Consider the following 20,043-nt stretch of genomic DNA (forward strand, 5'->3'; position numbering starts at 1 on the left):
CCCTGCACGCTTATTGCACAAGCGCCTGACCGAAGAGTCAGCCCTTCAGCGCCTGCAGCCGGGCATACCATGCCTTCTTGCGCCCGCCGAGCACCCGGGCGGCCACGGCCGCGCCCTGCTTGACGCCCACGCCTTCTGCCAGCAGCGCGTCGAGCAGCGCCTCGGCCGAGACGTCGCGGCGTTCGTGATCCACCGCCGGCGCGCCGCCCTCTACCATGACCACGAACTCGCCCCGGGCCTGGTTAGGATCAGCCGCCAGCGTTGCACCCAGCTCGGCCGGGGTGCCGGATAAAAACGTCTCAAACGTCTTGGTCAGCTCCCGGGCCAGCACCGTATGGCGGCCCGGCATGACCTCATCGAGGGCCGTCAGCGTATGGCAAATGCGGTGCGGCGACTCGTAGAACACCAGCGTTTCCCGATTCTCCGCCAGCGCCGCCAGCGCCTTGCGGCGCGCCCCCGGCTTGGCCGGCAAAAAGCCGTGAAAAGCAAAGCGATCGGTGGGCAGGCCGGCGGCGCTCAGCGCGGTAATCAGGGCCGACGGGCCGGGCACCGGCACCACCGGGTAGGCAAGTGTGCGCAGCTCGCGCACCAGAATAAAGCCCGGGTCGCTGATCAGTGGCGTGCCGGCGTCGCTGATCAGGGCAATATCCTCGCCGACGGCCAGGCATTGGGTAAGCTGCGCTACGCGGGCGGCTTCATTGTGTTCATGCAAGGACAGCAGCGGCACGCTGATTCCCAGGTGGGTAAGCAGCCGCTGGCTGTGGCGCGTGTCTTCGGCGGCGACCCGCGCCACCTGGCCAAGCACTTTTACAGCACGTTCGCTAAGGTCAGCCAAATTCCCAATGGGCGTGGCAACCACGTACAATGTGCCTATATGCCTGTGTGTCATCGTGACTCCCGATTGATTATGCCCGGCATCTCGCAGGCCGGCTCTGGCACCCAGCAGCGCGCCATTGTAGCGTTGAGCCGATGGATTGGGCAGCGCACTGCACGGGGCTTTCGGTGCGGCAAACCAAGCGCAGGCGTCAACGCAATAAAAGGAAAGGTACATGAAATCAGTTTATCGTGGCCTTGGCGCCACCGCGCTTACGGCACTGCTGCTGGCCGGCTGTGCCGTGCAGCAGCCCTCCCCCGACGTGGTCGATCGCGCGCCCCGGCGCAGCGCCGGCCAGCTGCTCAGCGAGGCCGAAGGGCAGCCGCCGGCGGCCGCCGCTCGCAGCCGCTTGCAGGCAGCCCGCATGCTCGCGCGTCAGGGGCGGCGTGACCGCGCCTATGCTATCACCGAAGGCGTGGATGAAAGCGCGCTTTCCGGTGATGATCGCGTGCGCTGGGCCATGCTTTACTCAGCGCTTGGCCGCGCGCTGGATCATCCCGGCGCCGTCCTCCGGGCCACCCAGGTACTCGATGATGAGCCGGCCATGTCGTCCGATCAGCAAAGCACGCTGCTGGAGCGCCGCCGCTGGGCCCGTCAGGCCCAGGATCAGCCGGACTTCAACGCCCTGACCATTCCTGCCCTTGCCGGCCGCAAGGTCGAGCGCATCGCCGTTTTTCTGCCTGAATCCGGCCCGTTAAGCGGCGTGGCCGACACGCTGAAAGAGGCCCTGCGCACTCAGCAGAAGGCCCATGACGGCATCCGCCTGCACTTTTTCAACACCTCGCAGGCATCGCTTAACGAGCTTTACCAGCGCGCTGACGCCATGAATGCACAGATCGTTATCGGGCCGCTGTCCAAAGAGCGGGTCAGCCGGCTTGAGCAGCGCACCGACGTGCCGCTGCCGACGCTTGCGCTTAACTACGGCGAAAACGCGCACAGCCAAGCCAAGCGATTGTTTCAATACGGCCTGTCCGCCGAAGACGAAGCCCGCCAGGTCGCCAAGCGGGCCCGGGAAGACGGCCACCAGCAGGTGGCGCTGATGGTGCCGGACAACGACTGGGGCCAGCGCGTGGGCAGCGCGTTCATCGATACGTTTCGGCGCCATAACGGCCGCATCAGCCAGGCCGTGCGCTACGCTCCCGACGGCAACCCGGCGTACGCCGTCAAGCAGGCCCTTGGCGTCCGCGGCGAGCGCGCAAACCTGGACAACGTCGATGCGCTGTTTTTACTCGCCGTCCCCAAGTATGCACGCCAGGTACCGCCGCTGCTGGACTACTACTACGCATCAGACCTGCCGATATACGCCACCTCACACCTGCACGAAGGGCTTAACCAGTCGCGGCTGAACAAGGATCTCGACGGCATTCGCTTTGTCGACATCCCCTGGCAAATCCCCAACGCGGCAACCGGGGGCGAAGAAGCGCTGCCCTTCTATGCCAGCTACCGGGCGCTGCGCGACGAGGCCGATGCCTCCATGTTCCGGCTGCTGGCCATGGGCGTGGATGCCTTCGAGGCGGGAATTCGGCTGGCAGATATCGAGTCGCTGCAGCAGTTTCAAGGCGCCACCGGGCAGCTTTACCTGACCGCCGACGGACGCATTTATCGCCGGCTGCCCTGGGCGCAGTTTCAAAACGGTCTGCCCGGCGCTATTTTGTCCTCCGGCAGCGCCAATGGCGAATAACCATCCAAGCACGGCACGAGCGCGCGGCAGTGCCATTGAGCAGCTGGCCGCCGAGTGGCTTGCACAGCGCGGGCTGACGCTTTTGGGGCGCAATCAGCATGCCAAGGGCGGCGAGCTGGATCTGGTCATGCAAGATCAGGACACGCTGGTTTTTGTAGAGGTCAAGCACCGAACAACCACGCGCTACGGCCACCCGCTGGAAAGCGTGACGCCGCAAAAGCAGCGCCGCCTGATCAAGGCAGCGCGCAGCTATCTGGCCCGAGCGCAGCACACATGCCCTTGCCGCTTTGATATCCTCGCCGTCACCGGCACGCCACCGGCGCTGACATTTGACTGGGTTCAGGCCGCCTTTGATGCCTTTTGATTCCCACCGTTTTGGCAAAACGGTTATGCCAACAGGACGCTCCATGGATTTTCAAGCGCGCATACTCGACCATTTCAACGCCAGTATCGACACCAAAACCTATGCCAGCGAAGTGCTTCCGCCTTTTATCGAAGTGGCCAGCCAGATGATGGTGCAGGCCCTGGTCAACGAGGGCAAAATACTGGCCTGCGGCAACGGCGGCAGCGCCGGCGACAGCCAGCATTTTTCTTCCGAGCTGTTGAATCGCTTCGAGCGTGAACGCCCAAGCCTGCCGGCCATGGCGCTCACCACGGATTCGTCGACGCTTACATCGATTGCCAACGACTACAGCTACAACGAAGTATTTTCCAAGCAGGTACGTGCGCTGGGTCAGCCCGGCGATGTTCTGCTGGCCATATCCACCAGCGGCAACTCGGCCAATATCGTTCAGGCGATTCAGGCCGCGCACGATCGTGAAATGACGGTAGTGGCCCTGACCGGACGCGACGGCGGCGACATGGCCTCGCTGCTGGAGCAAAACGACTGCGAAATCCGCGTGCCGGCCACCTCCACCGCGCGCGTCCAGGAGGTTCACCTGCTGGTCATTCACTGCCTTTGTGACCTGATCGACGAGCAGCTGTTTGGCGGCGCCTGAGGCACCGCTGGCGGCGCTACCGCTAGGCGCGGTATGCTCGCTGCCGGCTGCACTGCACACCCGCTGCACCGCCCCATTTGCCGCCAGGAGTTCCGCCCATGTTAAACGCCTTTGCTGCCACACTACGCTCGCCTGCCGTTTTCCGCCTCTGCGCGGCCGGGCTTTTTATGACCGGCCTGCTGCTTGGCGGGTGCGCTTCGCACTCGGCCACCGATCCGTCCCATTACGGCCAGCGAACGGACGATGTGGAAGCCATTGACGCCACCGTAGAAGACCAGGTGGATAAAGCCCTGGTGAAGGCAGACGCACGGCTGGGCGATGCGCGCATTCGCGCTCACAGCTATAACGGCCGGGTGCTGCTGGTCGGCCAGGTGCCCAGTGAGGAGCTTCAGCAAAAAGCCGGCCGCGTCACCGGCCGGCTGCGCGGCGTGGAAACCGTGCACAACGAACTACGCATCGCCGCGCGCCTGCCCGCCAGCCAGCGCCTGACCGATACCTGGATCACCACAAACGTGATCAGCCAGCTTGCCACCAATGACCGCATTGACTCGTCCAAGCTAAAGGTCACCACGGAAAATGCCAGCGTCTACCTGATGGGCATTGTTTCACGCACGGAAGCCCGCCACATCGTGGATGCGGCCTCCAACGTCCGAGGCGTACAGCGTATCGTCAAGGTCTTTGAGTATCTGGATGACGCGCCTGAGTAAGGCGAGGCACGCTTTGTTTGCAGCGCAGTGCGTTTCTGTTGCACTTTAGGGGTAGAAGATCCATACCTCTTGCGCTGGATCAATAATCGGCCCGCCGTGGATTCCTACACTGGGCGCATTGATAACGGGCAAGCCGCTGCTTGCCGACAACATATATTTCGGAGTGATAACACCATGCGCAACACCGCCCTGACAGCCCTGCTCTCCGCCAGCGTCGCCGCCGCTGCGTTTACCGCCAGCACCCAGGCATTTGCCTACGGCGCCGGCGATATCTACACCCGCGTTGGCGTGGCCAAGGTAGCGCCGAAAAGCGACAACGGCGATATTCTGAGCGGAGCAGACGTTCACGTCGACGACGACTCAGGCTTTGCCTTCACCCTGGGCTATCGTTTTCACGACAAGCTGGGCCTGGAGCTGCTGGCCGCGCAGCCGTTTGAGCACGACCTTCAGGTTGACGGCGTAGCCGATGGCTCAACCGAGCACCTGCCGCCCACGCTGACGCTGCAGTACTATCCGCTGGGCGGCACCGACGCACGCGTTCAGCCTTACATCGGTGCGGGGGTCAACTACACACATTTCTCCGATGAAGAAATCGATGTCGCCAACACGTCGCTTGAGCTGGACGACTCCTGGGGTGCGGCCGGCCAGCTGGGCGTTGACGTGCTGATCGACGAGCACTGGGCAATGAACGCCGCCGCCTGGTATATCGACATCGACGCCGATGCCAAAGTGGGAGGCGCAGACGCCGGCACCGTAGAAATTGATCCGGTAGTCGTCATGGGCGGCATCAGCTACCGCTTCTAAACGCCGACTTTAGCGCAGCCCGGTACCGGGCTGCGCTTTTTTATGCCTGGTTGATCAGCGCATCAATGCGCTCAACGCGCTGCACAACCAGCAGCTGGTCGCTGGCTCTTATCCCATGCTGCTGCAGGTAGGCCGCCACCGCGGGCGCTACTTCGCACTTTTCCGGCAGCGGCGCTTGCGCCTTTACCAGCTCATAAAGCCGCGCAATGAACACGTAGCGCAGCCATTGCGGCAGCGACATGGTATCCACACAGAACGGCTGGCGGCTGGCAAAGGCCGCAGAAGACGGCATCGCCTCACGCCACAGGTTCGCAGCCTTGAGCGCTGCTTCGAGTTCATCCACCGCTTTTTCCAGTTCCTGGTATATCGTCATGGGCCACCGCTGTCAGTAAAACGCGCATTATTTCAGCGCAAGGCGGCGTATGCCAAGCGCTAACCGTGCCGGTACAAAAACAGAGCTGTTCGCATCCTCCGTTGCCACCGCACATTTTGCCGTCAGCGGCTGACACCCGCCGAGCAGCAAGGTAGAGTGCAGGCTTGCAATGCGGAAGGATGCCATGCAGCCAATTAACACTCTCGACGACTTTTTCACCCGCAGCGGCGCCGACGTGACGCTGTATCATATGGGCCGGCGAGTAACGCCGTGCCCGCGAGACACCCTCGTTGACTTTGAAAACGGCCGTGCGCCCTGGCCTGAACCCTGGCAGGGACAGGCCCGCCTGGCGGCCGTGTTTCGCCTGGGCGACATGCCCGACCCGGCCATCTGGTTTTTAAGCCTGCCGCTGGACGAGCAGGGCTTTCTTTCGCCGGCGCAGCGCGACGCCTTCGTTCAGCGGCTGCTGGAAACGCTGGGCCAAAGCGCGCAGCAAACCGGAGATGCCGATGCCCGGGCCGTCGAGCACCTGATGCATGACAACCCGCTGGCGTTCACGCCCGAGACCACGTTTCAAGCCGTGCTCAACGCCCGCGCCACGCAAGACACCGGGCGGCCGCCAAGCCAGTACATGGCCGGCGTAAACGCCTTCATCGCCGGCCGCCATCAGGACTGGGAGTCGCTGGGGCTGCAAGGGCTTGCCGACTATGCCATGCGCGCAGACGCCTCACATCAGCAAGCCCTGGCCAAGGCCCTTGATACGCTGCCTATCCAGGTGCTGCGCATGCTCTGCCACTGCCTGGAGCACCGGCCGCTAGTGCCTGAGCTGGTCGGGGCGCTTTGTCAGCGCGGCGAAACAGCCGCCGGCCAGGGCGACGTGGAAACGTTCTGCGCCTGTATACGGGCCGTAGGCAGCAGCCGCGATGACCAGGCTCGCGTCTGGTACGCCACCCTGCTGGCCGATCCGGCCGCTTGCGGTCCGGATACGCTTGCCGCCATGGCCGGCCGCGGCTGGCCGCTGCTCGAAGACGGCGAACGCCTGCCGCTTTTCCTGTCTCGGCTGGCCGAGGAGCCGCGCAGCGGCTTTGGCGCCGCGGTGCGCGACCTGGCACTGATTCCGCGCCTGCGATTGCCGATCATTGCCCTGCTGCGCGATGCCCCGCAAGGCTCTCCTCTGCAGGCACGGCTGCGCGAACTGACCGGCAAGGCGTAGCGCCCCGCAGAGCACGACAACGAGACGCACGGTAAAGGAGACAGCGCTGTGAAAGAACTGCCCTATCAGGCCAAAGCCATCATCGGCCGCCGTGAAATGGTGACGCTTCCTGAACTCGATCTATACTTGTGCTGCAAGGCCGACACCGGCGCACGCACCTCGGCCTTGCACGCCGAAGACGTAGAAGTGTTTCATGGCGATGACGAAACGCCCTGGGTACGCTTTGTGACTTACAGCGCTGCGCCGGATACCCCGGCGCAGCGCCTGACGCTGCCGCTGCACGACCGGCGTCGAATCACCAGCTCCAACGGCCACGCTGAGTATCGCTACGTGATCCGCACCCCGCTGCGTCTGGGCGAGCTTACGTTTCCGGTGGAGCTGACACTCACCGATCGGCGGAGCATGCGCCACCCCATGCTGCTGGGGCGCCGGGCCATGCGCCGCCTGCTGGTCGCTCCCGGCGCGTCTTTTTTACACGGCGAGCCCTAGCACCGTCGTTACCGCTCGCTCAACCGGTCTGGAGCTCTGCATGCATATCGCCCTGCTGTCGCGCAATCGCAATCTGTATTCTACCCGGCGTCTGATTGAGGCCGCCGAAGCACGGGGCCACAGCGCCCGGGTGGTGGACACCCTGCGCTGCTACATGAGCATTGCCTCGCACCGCCCCTCTATCCACTACAAAGGGCATAACATCGAGCCGTTTGACGCCGTCATTCCCCGCATTGGCTCATCCATTACCTTTTACGGCTGCGCGGTGCTGCGTCAGTTCGAAATGATGGGCACATACGTGCTCAACGACTCCGTCGCCATTACCCGCTCCCGTGACAAGCTGCGTTCGCTTCAGCTGCTTTCGCGTAAAGGGCTTGGGCTTCCGGTCACCGGCTTTGCCCACTCGCCGGACGACATTCCCGATCTGATCACCATGGTCAAAGGTGCCCCGCTGGTGATCAAGCTGCTGGAAGGCACCCAGGGCATCGGGGTCGTCCTCGCTGAAACCAACCAGGCAGCAGAGTCGGTCATACAGGCCTTCATGGGCATGAAAGCCGATATTATGGTGCAAGAATACATCCGCGAGGCCAAGGGTGCGGACATACGCTGCCTGGTGGTGGGTGACAAGGTGGTCGCGGCGATGAAACGCCAGGCCGCCGACGGCGAATTTCGCTCCAACCTTCACCGTGGCGGCAGCGCCAGCGTTATTCGCATCACCCCTGAAGAGCGCTCTACCGCCATTCGCGCGGCCAAGGCCATGGGGCTGCGCGTGGCCGGCGTGGATCTTTTGCGCGCCCATCACGGCCCTGTCATCATGGAAGTCAATTCGTCCCCCGGGCTGCGCGGCATTGAAGGCGCAACCGGACGCGATATTGCCGGGCTGATCATTGAACACATCGAAAAAAACGCCGCGCAGCGGCGCAAGGCGCCGACTCGGCCAAAAGGCTGACAGGCCCGGTGAAAAATAAATCGTCAGAGGGGTGGCAAAACCGTAATGCCCCCGCCACAATCTGCGTCACCGAAGGAGGTAGACGCTCATGTTTCTCGATAATCGCCAGGTGGCGATGGACAGCGCACTGGAAGCACTGGCCGACAGCATCGACTATTTTCAGGATAATATCGAACGCCTGCGCCCTTCGCTGCGCGAAAGCCTGAAACCGCTTTACGAAGAGCGGCTACAGCAAATGCACAAGCTGCAGCGCCTGGCGCGCCAGTACCTGAAAATGCTGCCGCGAGATGCCGACGTGGAGCGTGACGACTTTCTCTGGCTGTGGAGCCGTCTGAAAAGTTTCGTGGGCAACGACAGTCAAGTATTGATCAACGAACTGCTGGAGCAGGAAAGAGTGCTGATGCAGGCGCTTTCCACGCTTTTCACTCACCCGCTGCCCGATCCGGTCGAGCCGATCGTGGAAGAGTGCATGAAAGGCTGTCGCCGCTTGATTCGCGAGCTTTACGGGATGCAAAAACGCAAGGCGCGGCGCTGAGCGCCTTTATTGCGTCACCGGTCGGCAGGCGCCGCAGGCTCAGGCGGCGCTTCAGGCGCATCCGAGCCGTTTACTTTTGTCGGTATATACGCATTGTCGCCGGGTAAAGGCGCGGCGTCAGGCAAAAGGGTAGCGTCAAGCTTGCGTGCAATCGGCTCGGCAGGCCCCAGAAAGTAGGCCTCGCGCGCCCAGAGATATAGATCCCCCAGCGCCGCCACTCGGGCCAACCCTTCACGCAGCTTTAGCCGCCACTCCCCGGCCACCGCGCCATCGTCGGCCACGCAGCCGGTGACCTTCAGCCCCCGGGCGCGGGCAATGTAGATCGCTCTTGGCAGATGCCAGCGCTGGGTAATCAAGGTGGCCTTGTTCAGCTGAAACACGCGCTGCGCGCGGGCCAGGGTGTCAAAGGTGCTAAAGCCGGCAAAGTCCATGGTCAGCCTTTCGGCGGCCACGCCTCTGGCGCTCAGTGCGCGCCACATGGCGCGAGGCTCATTGTACGCCTGGGTGCGGTTATCCCCTGACAGCAGAAGATGCTGAACCCGGCCGTTTTTTATCAGCCGGGCGGCCGTATGCATGCGGGCAATAAAATGCGGGTTGCGCACGCCGGTGCGTGTCCAGCTGGCCGTACCGAACACCACGCCCACCGGGGCGGGCCGGCAGCGCTTTACGTCTGTGTCAATGTAGGGTGCGCTGCGCGCCAGCACCCAGATATTGCCCGCCACGATCAGCAGTACGGCGATCAGCAACAGCGCGCCCAGCAGCATCAATAGCTGCTTGATACCGCCAAGCAGCCGCTGCATCATCTAGCACATTGCCAACAGCAATTAAAACATGCCCAGCTCAAGCTTGGCCTCGTCACTCATCATTTCCCGGCTCCAGGGCGGACTGAAGACGATTTCGGTATGCACCTTGTCAATTTGCGGCGCACCCAGGATTTTGTTGCGCGCATCGGCGGCAATCACCTCCCCCATACCGCAGCCCGGCGCGGTTAGCGTCATGCGAATGGTCACCATCAGCTCGCCGGTAATCAGCCGCTCGAAGCGGCAGCCGTACACCAGCCCGAGCTCGACGATATTGACCGGTATTTCCGGGTCAAAACAGGTGCGCAGCTGCTCCCAGACGAAGGCTTCCACGGCCTGGTCATCGGCATCTTCGGCAAGCGTCGGGCGCGGCAGCGCCTCCAGGCCCAGCGCATCAAGATGGCGGCCTTCAATCAGGTACATTCGGCCTTCAAACCCCACGCTGACCGAGCTGCCCTTGGCCTGCATCACGCTGACCACGCTGTCTTCTTCCAGGCGCACGGTATTGCCGAAGGGAATGGCAATGGCGTCTACGTCGCGCTGCAGAGGCAGCATCTGGCCGTTTTCCAGCCCGGCAATCTGCTCGATATCCATAGCCTTCCTTAACGTAACATGCCGATAACGCGCTCAAGCGCGGCAACAAAGGTATCCACTTCCTCCAGGGTATTGTACGCCGCAAAGGAAGCCCGGCAGGTGGCGTCCACACCGAAATGATGCAGCAGCGGCTGAGCGCAGTGGTGCCCGGTGCGAATCGCCACGCCCAGCTGGTCGATCAGAAGGCCGATATCCTGGGAATGGGCGCCGTCCACCACAAACGACAGCACGCCGGCTTTGCCCGGCGCGGTCCCCAGAATACGCAGCCCGTCGATCCGACGGACACCTTGGGTGGCATGCGCAAGCAGCGCCTGTTCCCACTGGCCGATGGCGGCCAGACCCACGCCTTGCACCCACTCAAGGGCGCGGCCCAGCGCAATCACTTCGGCAATCGCCGGGGTGCCGGCCTCGAACTTGTGCGGAATGTCGGCAAACGTCGAGCCGGAAAACGAGACCGTGGCGATCATCTCGCCGCCGCCCTGCCAGGGCGGCATGGCTTCCAGAAGCTCGCGCTTGCCGTACAGCACGCCCACCCCTGTCGGGCCATAGACCTTGTGCCCGGAAAAAGCGTAGAAATCGGCGTCAATGGCCTGCACGTCTACCGGCTGATGGGGAACGGCCTGGGCACCGTCGACCAGAATCCGCGCGCCGACCCGGTGCGCTGTGGCCGCCATTTCGGCCACGGGATTTACCGTGCCGAACGCGTTGGAAACATGGTTGACCGCCACCAGCCGGGTGCGCTCGCTGACAAGCGCAGCGTAGGCGGCCAGGTCCAGTGCGCCGTCATCGTCTACCGGGATGACCTTGAGCGTAAAGCCGATTTCCCGGGCCAGCAGCTGCCAGGGCACAATGTTGGAATGGTGCTCAAGCATCGACACCAGCACTTCATCACCGGGGGCCAGGTTGGCGCGCCCCCAGCTCTGGGCCACCAGATTGATGGCCTCGGTGGTGCCGCGGGTGAAAACGATCTGCCGGGCATCTGCGGCGTTCAAAAAGCCGCGCACGGTTTCCCGGGTGCCCTCAAACGCTGCCGTGGCTTCATCGGCCAGGGTATGCAGCCCGCGGTGAATATTGGCGTTATAACGACGATAATAGTCGTCGAATACGTCAATCACCGGCTGCGGGGTCTGGCTGGTGGCCGCATTGTCCAGATACACCAGCGTTTTGCCGTGCACCTGACGCTTGAGTATGGGAAACGCGTCGCGCAGCCGGGCGACATCCAGCGAAGGGGCGGATGCCGGCGCGGCATCAGCGATACTCTGGGACATGCGGCGCTCCTTTGTCTGCGGCCGCGGCGTTGGCGCCGCGGCCTTGTATCCTGGCACCGGCCGGCAAAGCCCGCGCCATCATCGTTATATCCGACGTTGGGCGGCTTGTCAGTCGCCTAGCGCCGAAGAGGCCTCCACCAGCCCCACCAGATTAAAGCGCTCGGGCAGTTTACCGGCCACGGCCAGCTCAACCCGCTCGGCAATGGCGTCCAGGGCAACCTCTTCAAGAACTTCGCCGGCAAAAGCCAGGGTCAAAAGCCCCCGGGCCGTTTGCTCATCCAATCCCCGGGAGCGCAGCGCGAAAACGGCATCTTCATCCAGCTGGCCGGTTGTTGTGCCGTGAGAGCACTTGACGTCGTCGGCATAGATCTCCAGTTCCGGCTTGGCATCAATGTGTGCCCGGTCGGAGAGCAGCAGGTTCTGGTTGCTCTGAAAGCCCTCGATCTGCTGGCTGTCGCGCTTGACGTACACCCGGCCGTTGAACACGCCATGGGCACGGTCGTCAAGAATCCCCTTGTAGTTTTCGTTGGAAAACGTCAGCGGCGCATTGTGATTGACCTTGGTGTGATTATCCACGTGCTGGCGGCCCTGGCCGAAAAACAGGCCGTTAAAGGTCGCCTCGGCGCCTTTGCCGTTAAGATCGCTGATCAGGTCGTTGCGCACCAGCGCACCGCCCAAATCCAGGTTATGCGACACATAGCGGCTGTCGCGCTGCTGCTCCACGTGAATACTGGCAACGTGGTAATCCCCCAGCGGGGCTTCCTGCAGCTTGTAGTGGGTCAGTATCGCCCCGCGGCCTAAAAACAGCTCGCTTGCGATATTGGTGAAGTTTTTCGCCTCGGCGTCGCCGGCGTGATGCTCGACGAGCGTCGCCTCGCTGCGTCCTGCCGCCTCAACCAGCACGCGCGGGTGGCACATGGTCGGCTCGGCGTTTTCCCGGGATAAAAACTGCAGCACGATGGGCTTTTCCACTACGCAGCCGGCGGCCAGGCGAACGACCGCCCCTTCTTCCATAAAGGCGGTGTTCAGCGCGGAAAAGGCGGAAAACTCCACGCCGGTCAGCCGGCCAAGCGGGCCGCCCACGGCTTCGTGATTGTCTTCAAGCGCCTGGGAAAGCGGCAGCACTTCCACCCCTTGCGGCAGATCTTGAACGTCGGACAGCGCCGCGGCAAACACGCCGTCAACAAAGGTCAGCCGATAGGCGTCAACGGGCAGCGTAAGCGCTGCTGCAGCGGCCGGAGAAAAATGGCCGTTATCGGCCAGCGCAAAGTGGCCCTGGGCAATGCCGCGCACGTTGGTATATTTCCACTCTTCGTCCCGGCGGGTAGGAAAGCCCATGGCCTCAAAGCGCGCCGCGCCGGCCTGGCGGCGGGCCGCCACCCAGCTAGGCTCTGGACTGCGCTTGGCATCTCGCGTCTTGAACGTCTCCAGAAAAGTTAGCGTATCGCTCATGCCGCTGACTCCTCGATTCCTTCATAGCCGTTGGCTTCGAGCTCGCGGGCAAGCTCGGCGTTGCCGCTTTTGACGATGCGCCCGTCCACCAGCACGTGCACGCAGTCAGGCACTACATAGTCGAGCAGGCGCTGGTAGTGGGTGACCAGCAGAATCGCGCGGTTGTCATCGCGCAGGCTGTTGACCCCTTCGGCCACCACGCGCATCGCGTCGATATCCAGCCCCGAGTCGATCTCGTCGAGCATCGCCAGGCGCGGCTGCAGCACCAGCATCTGTAGAATTTCGTTGCGCTTTTTCTCGCCGCCGGAGAACCCTTCGTTGACCGCGCGCTGCAGAAAGCTCGCATCCATTTGCATGTAGGCGATCTTTTCTTTGATCAGCTTCATGAACTCGGGTGCGGGGATTTCACCCTGGCCCTGGGCCGCCCGCTGAGCGTTGAGCGCGGCCTTGAGCAGGTAGATGTTTTTCACCCCCGGAATTTCCACCGGGTACTGAAAGCCCAGCAGCAGCCCGGCCCGGGCGCGGTCTTCGATCTCCATTTCCAGCACGTTCCGGCCGTCATAGTGGATCGTGCCTTGAGTGACCTCGTAGCCGTCCTTACCCGCAATCACCGCGGAAAGCGTGGACTTGCCCGCGCCGTTGGGGCCCATGATGGCGTGAACTTCACCGGCGTTGATGGTGAGCGTCAGGCCCTTGAGAATTTCGTTGCCCTCAACCGTGACGTGCAGATCGTTGACTTCAAGCATGCGGATACCTTTTAAAAACAGATGACCTTGAAACCGGACGTTTCGCCGTCCGGCTGCGCGTTGCGTTGAGGCGTTAGCCCACCGCGCCTTCCAGGGTGACGTTGAGCAGCGCCTCGGCTTCCACGGCAAATTCCATGGGCAGCTCCTGAAAGACGTCCTTGCAAAAGCCGTTGACGATCATGCTGACCGCGTCCTCTTCGGAAATGCCCCGGCTCTGGCAGTAAAACAGCTGGTCTTCGCCGATTTTCGAGGTGGTCGCCTCATGTTCGACGGTGGCTGTGCTGTTGTTGATTTCCTGATAGGGGAAGGTGTGGGCGCCGCAGGTATCGCCGATCAACAGCGAATCGCACTGGGTAAAGTTGCGCGCGCCCTTCGCCCGGGGGCCGATCTTGACCAGACCGCGATAGGACTGATCGCTTCGGCCCGCGGAAATCCCCTTGGCCACAATGTAGGAGCGCGTGCCCTCGCCGATGTGCACCATCTTGGTGCCGGTGTCGGCCTGCTGGCGGCCGCCGGTGACGGCCACGGAGTAGAACTCGCCGATGCTGTCTTTACCGCGCAGCATGCACGACGGATATTTCCAGGTAATCGCCGAGCCGGTTTCCACCTGGGTCCAGCTGATGCGCGAGCGCTCGCCGCGGCAGTCGCCGCGCTTGGTGACGAAGTTGTAGATACCGCCCACGCCGTTTTCATCACCCGGGTACCAGTTCTGCACCGTGGAGTATTTGATGTAGGCGTCGTCCAGCGCCACCAGCTCGACCACCGCTGCGTGCAGCTGGTTTTCATCGCGCTGGGGGGCGGTGCAGCCTTCCAGATAGGACACCTCGGCACGGTCTTCACAGATAATCAGCGTGCGTTCGAACTGCCCGGTATTTTCCTGGTTGATGCGAAAATAGGTGGAAAGCTCCATGGGGCACTTCACGCCCTTGGGCACAAACACAAAAGAGCCGTCGGTAAATACCGCCGAGTTGAGCGCAGCGAAGTAGTTGTCGTTTTTGGGCACCACCGTGCCGAGGTAGGCTTTGACCAGCTCGGGATATTCCTGCACTGCCTCGGAAATGGAGCAGAAAATCACCCCGGCCTCGCCCAGCTCTTTTTTGAACGTGGTGATCACGGACTCGGAGTCAAACACCGCATCGACCGCCACGCCGGCAAGAGCGGCACGCTCGTGCAGCGGAATACCCAGCTTCTCGTAGGTTTCCAAAAGCTTGGGGTCGACTTCGTCAAGGCTCTGCGGGCGATCTTCCGGCCGCTTGGGCGCGCTGAAGTAGGAAATGGCCTGATAGTCGATGGGCGGGTAGTTCAAGTGCGCCCAGGACGGCTCTTTCATTTTCAGCCACTGGCGATAGGCGTCCAGGCGCCACTCAAGCATCCACTCGGGCTCGCCTTTTTTTTGCGAGATAAAGGCGATGGTGTTCTCGTCCAGCCCCGGCGCAAGCGTGTCGCTTTCAATGTCGGTGACGAAACCGTCCTTGTATTCGCGACGAACCAACTGTTCCATTTCTTCAGTTGCCATGGGGGTACCCTCCGGGCAGTTGGGCGGCGAGGCCTGCTCGCCTGGTAAATGAAGGCGGCACTAGGCCGTGGCCGCCGATAAGCTGATACTTTGAATAGGCAGGCGTACCGGAAGCTTGAGCGGTGCAGTATCCGCCAGGTGCGCAAGCGTGACGCTTTCCAGCAGCGTGCGGATGGCAAGCGATACCCGCTGCCAGTTATCCGCCACGCCGCAGGTGTCGAGAAGCTCGCAGTCCCCTTCTGCCTGGCTGCATTCGGTCATGGCCACCGGGCCTTCAATGGCGGCAATAATGTCAGCGGCGGTGATCTGCGAGGCCGGCCGCGCCAGCTGATAGCCGCCCTGGGCGCCGCGTATTGACGTTAAAAGCCCGGCGCGCACCAGCATCTTGAGCGTTTTGCGTACCGTAGGTACCGGCAGCGTCACAGCCTCGGCCAGATCTATGGCCGGATGCGCTCGGTTCGGGTAGCGGGCAATCTGTGCCATGACCACGGCGGCGTAATCGGTCAATCGCGAAAGCTTGAGCATGGCGCCTCCCTGTCGCCGGCGGTAGCGCTGCCCCGCTGGCGTCGAATTGGGGACCATTTTAGTCCTGTATGCGGGCATTGTGAAGCCCGAGCAACAAATATACGACCGACCCGCTCACTTACCGGCACGTTTGATGAAGTTAGCAACAATAACGACAATCGTTTTTATTTATTGGCCAGCCCCGCGGTCAGCTGATATCGCCTGCACAAAAAAACCCGCCGGCACGCGTGCCGGCGGGTAGCCCTGACAAAGGCCGCAGTCTGGTATCAGTCGCCGCGTTTATAGGTGCCGATCAGCCGGCTCATGCCCAGCAGATGCGGTTCCAGCTCCTTGAGCAGCTCGATCTGGGTCAGGCCTTCGGGCAGCGAGGCCTGGCAGTCCAGCGCCAGCACCCAAAAGTAGTAGTGGTGCTTGCCGTGGCCTTCCGGGGGCATAGGGCCGTTATACCCGACGTTGCCGGCGTCGTTTTTGCCCGCAGTGCCCGCCCGGGTATTTTCATCAAGGCTTAGCGTATCCGCCGGCAGGTTATACAAAAGCCAGTGCACAAAGCCGTAGGTGCCGTGCTGTATCAGCGGCGCGTCCGGATCGTGGCAGATCACGGCAAAGCCCTGGGTGCCTTCAGGCGGTTTCTCCCAGGCAAGTGCCGGAGAGAGGTCTTCGCCTTCGCCGGAATGCTTTTGCGGGATCGCGCCATGGTAACCAAACGCAGGGCTGGTGACCTTCAGCGCAGACGGAACAAATGCCATATATCCTCCTGTTTTACTTCACGTTTCACTTCACTCTGGCTTTTTACTTCGCTTTGCTTTTTTACTTCATTCTGGTTTTTTACTTCGCGCAACGGCCCCTGACGGCGCGCTTATTTCAGGCGCTCAAACACCGTGGCCACGCCCTGCCCCATGCCGATACACATGGTAGCAAGACCGTGGGTAGCGTCGCGGCTTTGCATCACGTTCAAAAGCGTGGTGGCAATGCGCGCCCCGGAGCAGCCCAGCGGATGGCCCAGGGCAATCGCCCCGCCGTGGAGATTGACCTTGTCGTCCATGGCGTCGAGAAAGCCCAGATCCTTCAGCACCGGAATGCTCTGGGCGGCAAAGGCCTCGTTGAGCTCTACGGCTTGAATATCCTGCGCCGTGAGCCCCGCCGCTTTCAACGCTTTTTGGCTTGCCGGCACCGGGCCGTAGCCCATGATCGAGGCGTCGCAGCCGGCCACTCCGGTGGAAACCACCCGGGCCATGGGTTCAAGCCCCAGCGCCCGGGCGCGCTCGTAGCTCATTACCATCATGGCCGAGGCACCTACGGAAAGCGCCGATGAAGTGCCGGCGGTCACCGTGCCGCCCCTGGGATCAAAGGCGGGCTTGAGCTTGGCCATGTCGTCGAGGTTGGCATCGGCGCGGATGACTTCGTCGGTCTTGATCAGCGCCTTGACGCCGTCGGCGTCGTGGCCTTCGATGCCGATAATTTCGTTATCAAAAAGCCCCTGCTCCATGGCCGCCTGAGCCCGCTGATGAGAGCGCACGCCGAATTTGTCCTGCTCCTCGCGGCTGACGCCGTGCATCTTGCCCAGAAGCTCCGCGGTCAGGCCCATCATCATCGCGGCCTTGGCGGCGTACTTGCTCGCCGCCGGGTTGACGTCGACGCCGTGGGTCATGGGCACGTGCTCCATGTGCTCCACCCCGCCGATCAGGTACATGTCACCCATGCCCGCGCGGATGTTGGCGCTAGCGATGTGCAGCGCGCTCATGGACGAGCCGCACAGCCGGTTGACGGTTTGCGCCGGTACGCTGCGCGGCATGCCGGTCATGATGGCGGCGTTGCGGGCAATGTTCATCGCCTGTTCCTGGGTCTGGTTGACGCAGCCCCAGATCACGTCGTCCACCTCGGCAGGATTGAGGCCGGCGTTGCGCGCAAACAGCGCCTGCATGGCCGCGGCCGACAGGTTTTCGGCGCGGACGTGGCGAAACGCGCCGTTTTTGGCCCGGGCCATGGGGGTGCGCACGGCGTCGACCACCACGATGTCTCTCGGATTGACACTCATCTTTGCTCTCCTCTGCGCGGCGGCTTATTCGGCGGCGTCGTAAAAGCGGGCGTTGCTGTCGGCCATCCGACGCAGCCTGTCGGTGGGCGCGTAGAGCGGCCCCAGCTCATCGGCGAGGCTGTCCGCCAGCTTGACGAACTCGGCCACGCCCAGCGCGTCGATGTAGCGCAGCGCGCCGCCGCGAAACGGCGGAAAACCGATGCCGTAAATCAGCGCCATGTCGGCCTCGGCCGGCGAATCAACGATGCCGTCTTCCAGGCAGCGCACGGTTTCCATGCACAGCGGCACCATCATCCGGGCGATAATCTCTTCATCGGAGCGCTCTGCCTGCCCCTTCACTGCCGGCTCCAGCAGTCCCGGCACGGCATCGTCGCTGACCTTTTGCGGCTTGCCCTTCCTGTCTTCTTCGTAGGCATAGAAGCCCTTGGCGTTTTTCTGCCCCAGCCGGTCGTGGTCATACATGACCTCAATGGCGGTTTTGCTGTCCCGCGCCATGCGCTCGGGGAAGCCTTCGGCCATGACGTGCAGGGCGTGCACGGCGGTATCCATGCCCACCACGTCCAGCAGGTAAGCCGGGCCCATGGGCCAGCCGAATTTTTCCATGACCTTGTCGATACGGGCGAAGTCCACGCCCTGCTCTACCAGCAGGCTAAAGCCGCCGAAGTACGGAAACAGCACGCGGTTGACCAAAAAGCCCGGGCAGTCGTTGACCACAATCGGCGTTTTGCCCATGGCCTGGGCGTAGGCCACGGTGGCGGCCACGGCGGCGTCGGAGGTTTTCTCCCCGCGGATGACCTCCACCAGCGGCATCCGGTGCACCGGATTGAAAAAGTGCATGCCGCAGAGCTGCTCGGGCCGCTTGAGATTTTCCGCCAGCCGGGTAATGGAAATCGTCGAGGTGTTGGAGGCCAGCATCGTGTCGTCGCTGACCTCGGCTTCTACCTCGGCCAGCACCGCGCCTTTCACTTTGGGATTTTCCACCACGGCTTCGACGACCAGATCCACATCGCCGAAGTCGCCGTAGGAAAGCGTCGGGCGGATATAGCTCAGCCGCTCGGCCATTTGCGCAGCGGTGAGCTTTTTGCGCTCGACCTGCTTGTTGAACAGCTTGCGCGCCTCTTTCAGCCCCAGCTCCACGGCGTCGGCCTGGATGTCCTTCATCACAATCGGCGTGCCCTTGGAAGCACTCTGGTAGGCGATGCCGCCGCCCATGATGCCCGCGCCCAGCACCGCCGCCTGTTCGATTTTATCGGCCTGCTTGGCGTAGCCGCCGGCCTTTTTCTTGACCGCCTGATCGTTCATGAACAGGCCCACCAGGTTGAACGCCACGTCGGTCAGCGCCAGCCTGGCAAACGCCTCGGCCTCGATGCGCTGGGCGCGCTCCCGGGTTTCGCCGGCGCCTTTCTGGATGACGCGAACGGCCTCCATCGGCGCGGGATAGTGCGGCCCGGCCTTGCCGGCCACATAGCCCTTGGCGGTTTCAAAGGCCAGCATCTGCTCGCTGGCGTTGAGCTTGAGCGGGCCGGCCTTCTCCGCCCGCCGGGCCTGGGTATCAAGCTCGCCGGCAGCGGCGCGCTTGATCAGGGTGCGAGCCGCATCAGCCAGCTCACTGCCGGGCACCACGGCGTCTACCGCGCCCATCTTCAGCGCGTCTTCGGCGCTGTTTTGCGTGCCGCCGGCAATCCATTCAATGGCATTGTCCGCGCCGATAATGCGCGGCAGACGCACGCAGCCGCCCCAGCCGGGCACAATGCCCAGCCTGGTTTCGGGCAGGCCGATTTTGGCGGTGTCTGCCATCACGCGAAAATCCGCCGCCAGCGTCACTTCAAGGCCGCCGCCCAGCGCCAGCCCGTTGATCGCCGCCACGGTAGGAAAGGGAAAATCTTCGATGGCGTTGAAAATCTCGTGGATGTTCAGGTTCATCTCAACCAGATAGTCTTCGCCTTTCTCGAACAGGGCGGGAAACTCGGTGATGTCCGCACCGACGATGAACACGCCCTTGGCGCTTGCCAGCACCAGGCCCTCCAGCCCGTTCTGCTTTTGCAGCGCAGCCACCGCTTCACCCAGCTCTTTAACAGTCGCGCTGGAAAGTGCGTTGACCGATTTTTCCCGGGCGTCAAAGGTAAGGGTCGCGATATCGTCGCTATCGCGTGCCACTGTGACGGCATTGCCTTGATAGATCATCCGCGCTGCTCCACAAAGTTAGATTCATACGGCCGTTTTATCGCTCAAGCCTGGGGCAGACCCGAGGCCTCGTCAAGCCTCGTCTATTCGCTGCACGCCCACAAGCCAGACGCTTCGATATCTTGCATTCCGCCATTGCCGGGTTGACAATTCCTGACAATAGATTTTTTCTTCCCGAAGGGCCGTTTCTTTTTCACCTGCCCCTGTTCATTCAAGCTTTTTCATTCAGGCTTATTCATTCAGGCTGTTGCATCCACGCTCTTCGCATCCATGCGCTTTTTACGGAACGTCTTTTCACTA

Annotated in this window: 21 protein-coding genes; 9 read left to right on the forward strand and 12 right to left on the reverse strand. The window is 62.5% G+C overall.

The annotated features are described in order from the left end of the window. Positions 1-37 precede the first annotated feature (37 nt). Positions 38-889 carry a 16S rRNA (cytidine(1402)-2'-O)-methyltransferase gene (gene rsmI / locus ACZ415_RS12240; RefSeq protein ID WP_344704231.1) on the reverse strand — a complete coding sequence of 284 codons (852 nt, stop codon included), beginning with the start codon at positions 887-889 and terminating at the stop codon, positions 38-40. A gap of 160 nt (positions 890-1,049) precedes the next feature. Between rsmI and ACZ415_RS12245 the strand changes: the two genes are divergently transcribed. The 5 genes from ACZ415_RS12245 to ACZ415_RS12265 all read left to right on the forward strand — a co-directional run bounded on the left by ACZ415_RS12245 (position 1,050) and on the right by ACZ415_RS12265 (position 5,064). Further along, entirely contained in the window at positions 1,050-2,555 is a 1,506-nt protein-coding gene (locus tag ACZ415_RS12245; RefSeq protein ID WP_344704229.1) for a penicillin-binding protein activator, read from the forward strand. Next, on the forward strand, positions 2,545-2,919 hold the full coding sequence (locus ACZ415_RS12250) for a YraN family protein (RefSeq protein WP_344704227.1): 375 nt from the start codon (positions 2,545-2,547) through the stop codon (positions 2,917-2,919). Before ACZ415_RS12245 ends, ACZ415_RS12250 begins: the two co-directional genes overlap by 11 nt. Positions 2,920-2,962: 43 nt before the next feature. Beyond that, positions 2,963-3,553 carry a phosphoheptose isomerase gene (locus ACZ415_RS12255; RefSeq protein WP_344704225.1) on the forward strand — a complete coding sequence of 197 codons (591 nt, stop codon included), beginning with the start codon at positions 2,963-2,965 and terminating at the stop codon, positions 3,551-3,553. A gap of 167 nt (positions 3,554-3,720) precedes the next feature. After that, on the forward strand, positions 3,721-4,260 hold the full coding sequence (locus ACZ415_RS12260; protein WP_344704306.1) for a BON domain-containing protein: 540 nt from the start codon (positions 3,721-3,723) through the stop codon (positions 4,258-4,260). A 174-nt stretch (positions 4,261-4,434) separates the two neighbouring features. Further along, positions 4,435-5,064: an OmpW/AlkL family protein gene (locus ACZ415_RS12265; protein ID WP_344704223.1), complete on the forward strand. Its 630-nt coding sequence runs from the start codon at positions 4,435-4,437 to the stop codon at positions 5,062-5,064. A gap of 40 nt (positions 5,065-5,104) precedes the next feature. Here the strand turns inward: ACZ415_RS12265 and ACZ415_RS12270 are convergent, their stop codons facing one another. Further along, entirely contained in the window at positions 5,105-5,437 is a 333-nt protein-coding gene (locus ACZ415_RS12270) for a YqcC family protein (RefSeq protein ID WP_344704221.1), read from the reverse strand. 184 nt (positions 5,438-5,621) lie between these two features. On the opposite strand from ACZ415_RS12270, the gene ACZ415_RS12275 reads away from it, so the two are divergent. The 4 genes from ACZ415_RS12275 (at position 5,622) to ACZ415_RS12290 (ending at position 8,623) form a co-directional block, all read left to right on the forward strand. Then, a complete protein-coding gene (locus ACZ415_RS12275; RefSeq protein ID WP_344704219.1) occupies positions 5,622-6,650 on the forward strand; it encodes a DUF3549 family protein in 1,029 nt (342 codons plus the stop codon). Between the two features lie 48 nt (positions 6,651-6,698). Continuing rightward, complete coding sequence (locus ACZ415_RS12280) at positions 6,699-7,139, forward strand: ATP-dependent zinc protease family protein (RefSeq protein ID WP_344704217.1); 441 nt, start codon at positions 6,699-6,701, stop codon at positions 7,137-7,139. Between the two features lie 40 nt (positions 7,140-7,179). Continuing rightward, positions 7,180-8,088 (forward strand): 30S ribosomal protein S6--L-glutamate ligase, encoded by a 909-nt coding sequence (gene rimK, locus ACZ415_RS12285; protein ID WP_344704215.1) that lies wholly within the window; start codon positions 7,180-7,182, stop codon positions 8,086-8,088. 88 nt (positions 8,089-8,176) lie between these two features. Next, a complete protein-coding gene (locus tag ACZ415_RS12290) occupies positions 8,177-8,623 on the forward strand; it encodes a hypothetical protein (protein ID WP_344704213.1) in 447 nt (148 codons plus the stop codon). Positions 8,624-8,637: 14 nt separating this feature from the next. Here the strand turns inward: ACZ415_RS12290 and ACZ415_RS12295 are convergent, their stop codons facing one another. The 10 genes from ACZ415_RS12295 to fadB form a co-directional block, all read right to left on the reverse strand. After that, positions 8,638-9,426 carry a SanA/YdcF family protein gene (locus tag ACZ415_RS12295; RefSeq protein ID WP_344704211.1) on the reverse strand — a complete coding sequence of 263 codons (789 nt, stop codon included), beginning with the start codon at positions 9,424-9,426 and terminating at the stop codon, positions 8,638-8,640. 21 nt (positions 9,427-9,447) lie between these two features. Further along, positions 9,448-10,017: a putative Fe-S cluster assembly protein SufT gene (gene sufT / locus ACZ415_RS12300; RefSeq protein ID WP_344704209.1), complete on the reverse strand. Its 570-nt coding sequence runs from the start codon at positions 10,015-10,017 to the stop codon at positions 9,448-9,450. Between the two features lie 8 nt (positions 10,018-10,025). Continuing rightward, a complete protein-coding gene (locus tag ACZ415_RS12305; protein WP_344704207.1) occupies positions 10,026-11,285 on the reverse strand; it encodes a cysteine desulfurase in 1,260 nt (419 codons plus the stop codon). Between the two features lie 108 nt (positions 11,286-11,393). Further along, positions 11,394-12,737, reverse strand: a complete 1,344-nt coding sequence (gene sufD / locus ACZ415_RS12310) for a Fe-S cluster assembly protein SufD (RefSeq protein ID WP_344704205.1) — start codon at positions 12,735-12,737, stop codon at positions 11,394-11,396. Further along, positions 12,734-13,483 (reverse strand): Fe-S cluster assembly ATPase SufC, encoded by a 750-nt coding sequence (gene sufC / locus ACZ415_RS12315; protein ID WP_344704203.1) that lies wholly within the window; start codon positions 13,481-13,483, stop codon positions 12,734-12,736. The genes sufD and sufC overlap by 4 nt, the downstream gene beginning before the upstream one ends. 73 nt (positions 13,484-13,556) lie before the next feature. Continuing rightward, the gene (gene sufB / locus ACZ415_RS12320) at positions 13,557-14,999 is read right to left on the reverse strand and encodes a Fe-S cluster assembly protein SufB (protein WP_344704201.1); all 1,443 of its coding nucleotides are present in this window, start codon (positions 14,997-14,999) and stop codon (positions 13,557-13,559) included. Between the two features lie 60 nt (positions 15,000-15,059). After that, a complete protein-coding gene (locus ACZ415_RS12325) occupies positions 15,060-15,524 on the reverse strand; it encodes an SUF system Fe-S cluster assembly regulator (protein WP_344704199.1) in 465 nt (154 codons plus the stop codon). Between the two features lie 266 nt (positions 15,525-15,790). Beyond that, entirely contained in the window at positions 15,791-16,270 is a 480-nt protein-coding gene (locus ACZ415_RS12330) for a YbhB/YbcL family Raf kinase inhibitor-like protein (RefSeq protein ID WP_344704197.1), read from the reverse strand. Positions 16,271-16,380: 110 nt separating this feature from the next. Further along, complete coding sequence (gene fadA, locus ACZ415_RS12335; RefSeq protein ID WP_344704195.1) at positions 16,381-17,559, reverse strand: acetyl-CoA C-acyltransferase FadA; 1,179 nt, start codon at positions 17,557-17,559, stop codon at positions 16,381-16,383. A 24-nt stretch (positions 17,560-17,583) separates the two neighbouring features. Further along, a complete protein-coding gene (fadB, locus tag ACZ415_RS12340) occupies positions 17,584-19,743 on the reverse strand; it encodes a fatty acid oxidation complex subunit alpha FadB (protein ID WP_344704193.1) in 2,160 nt (719 codons plus the stop codon). Positions 19,744-20,043: the final 300 nt, after the last annotated feature.

It is taken from the genome of Halomonas cibimaris, from assembly GCF_055379665.1.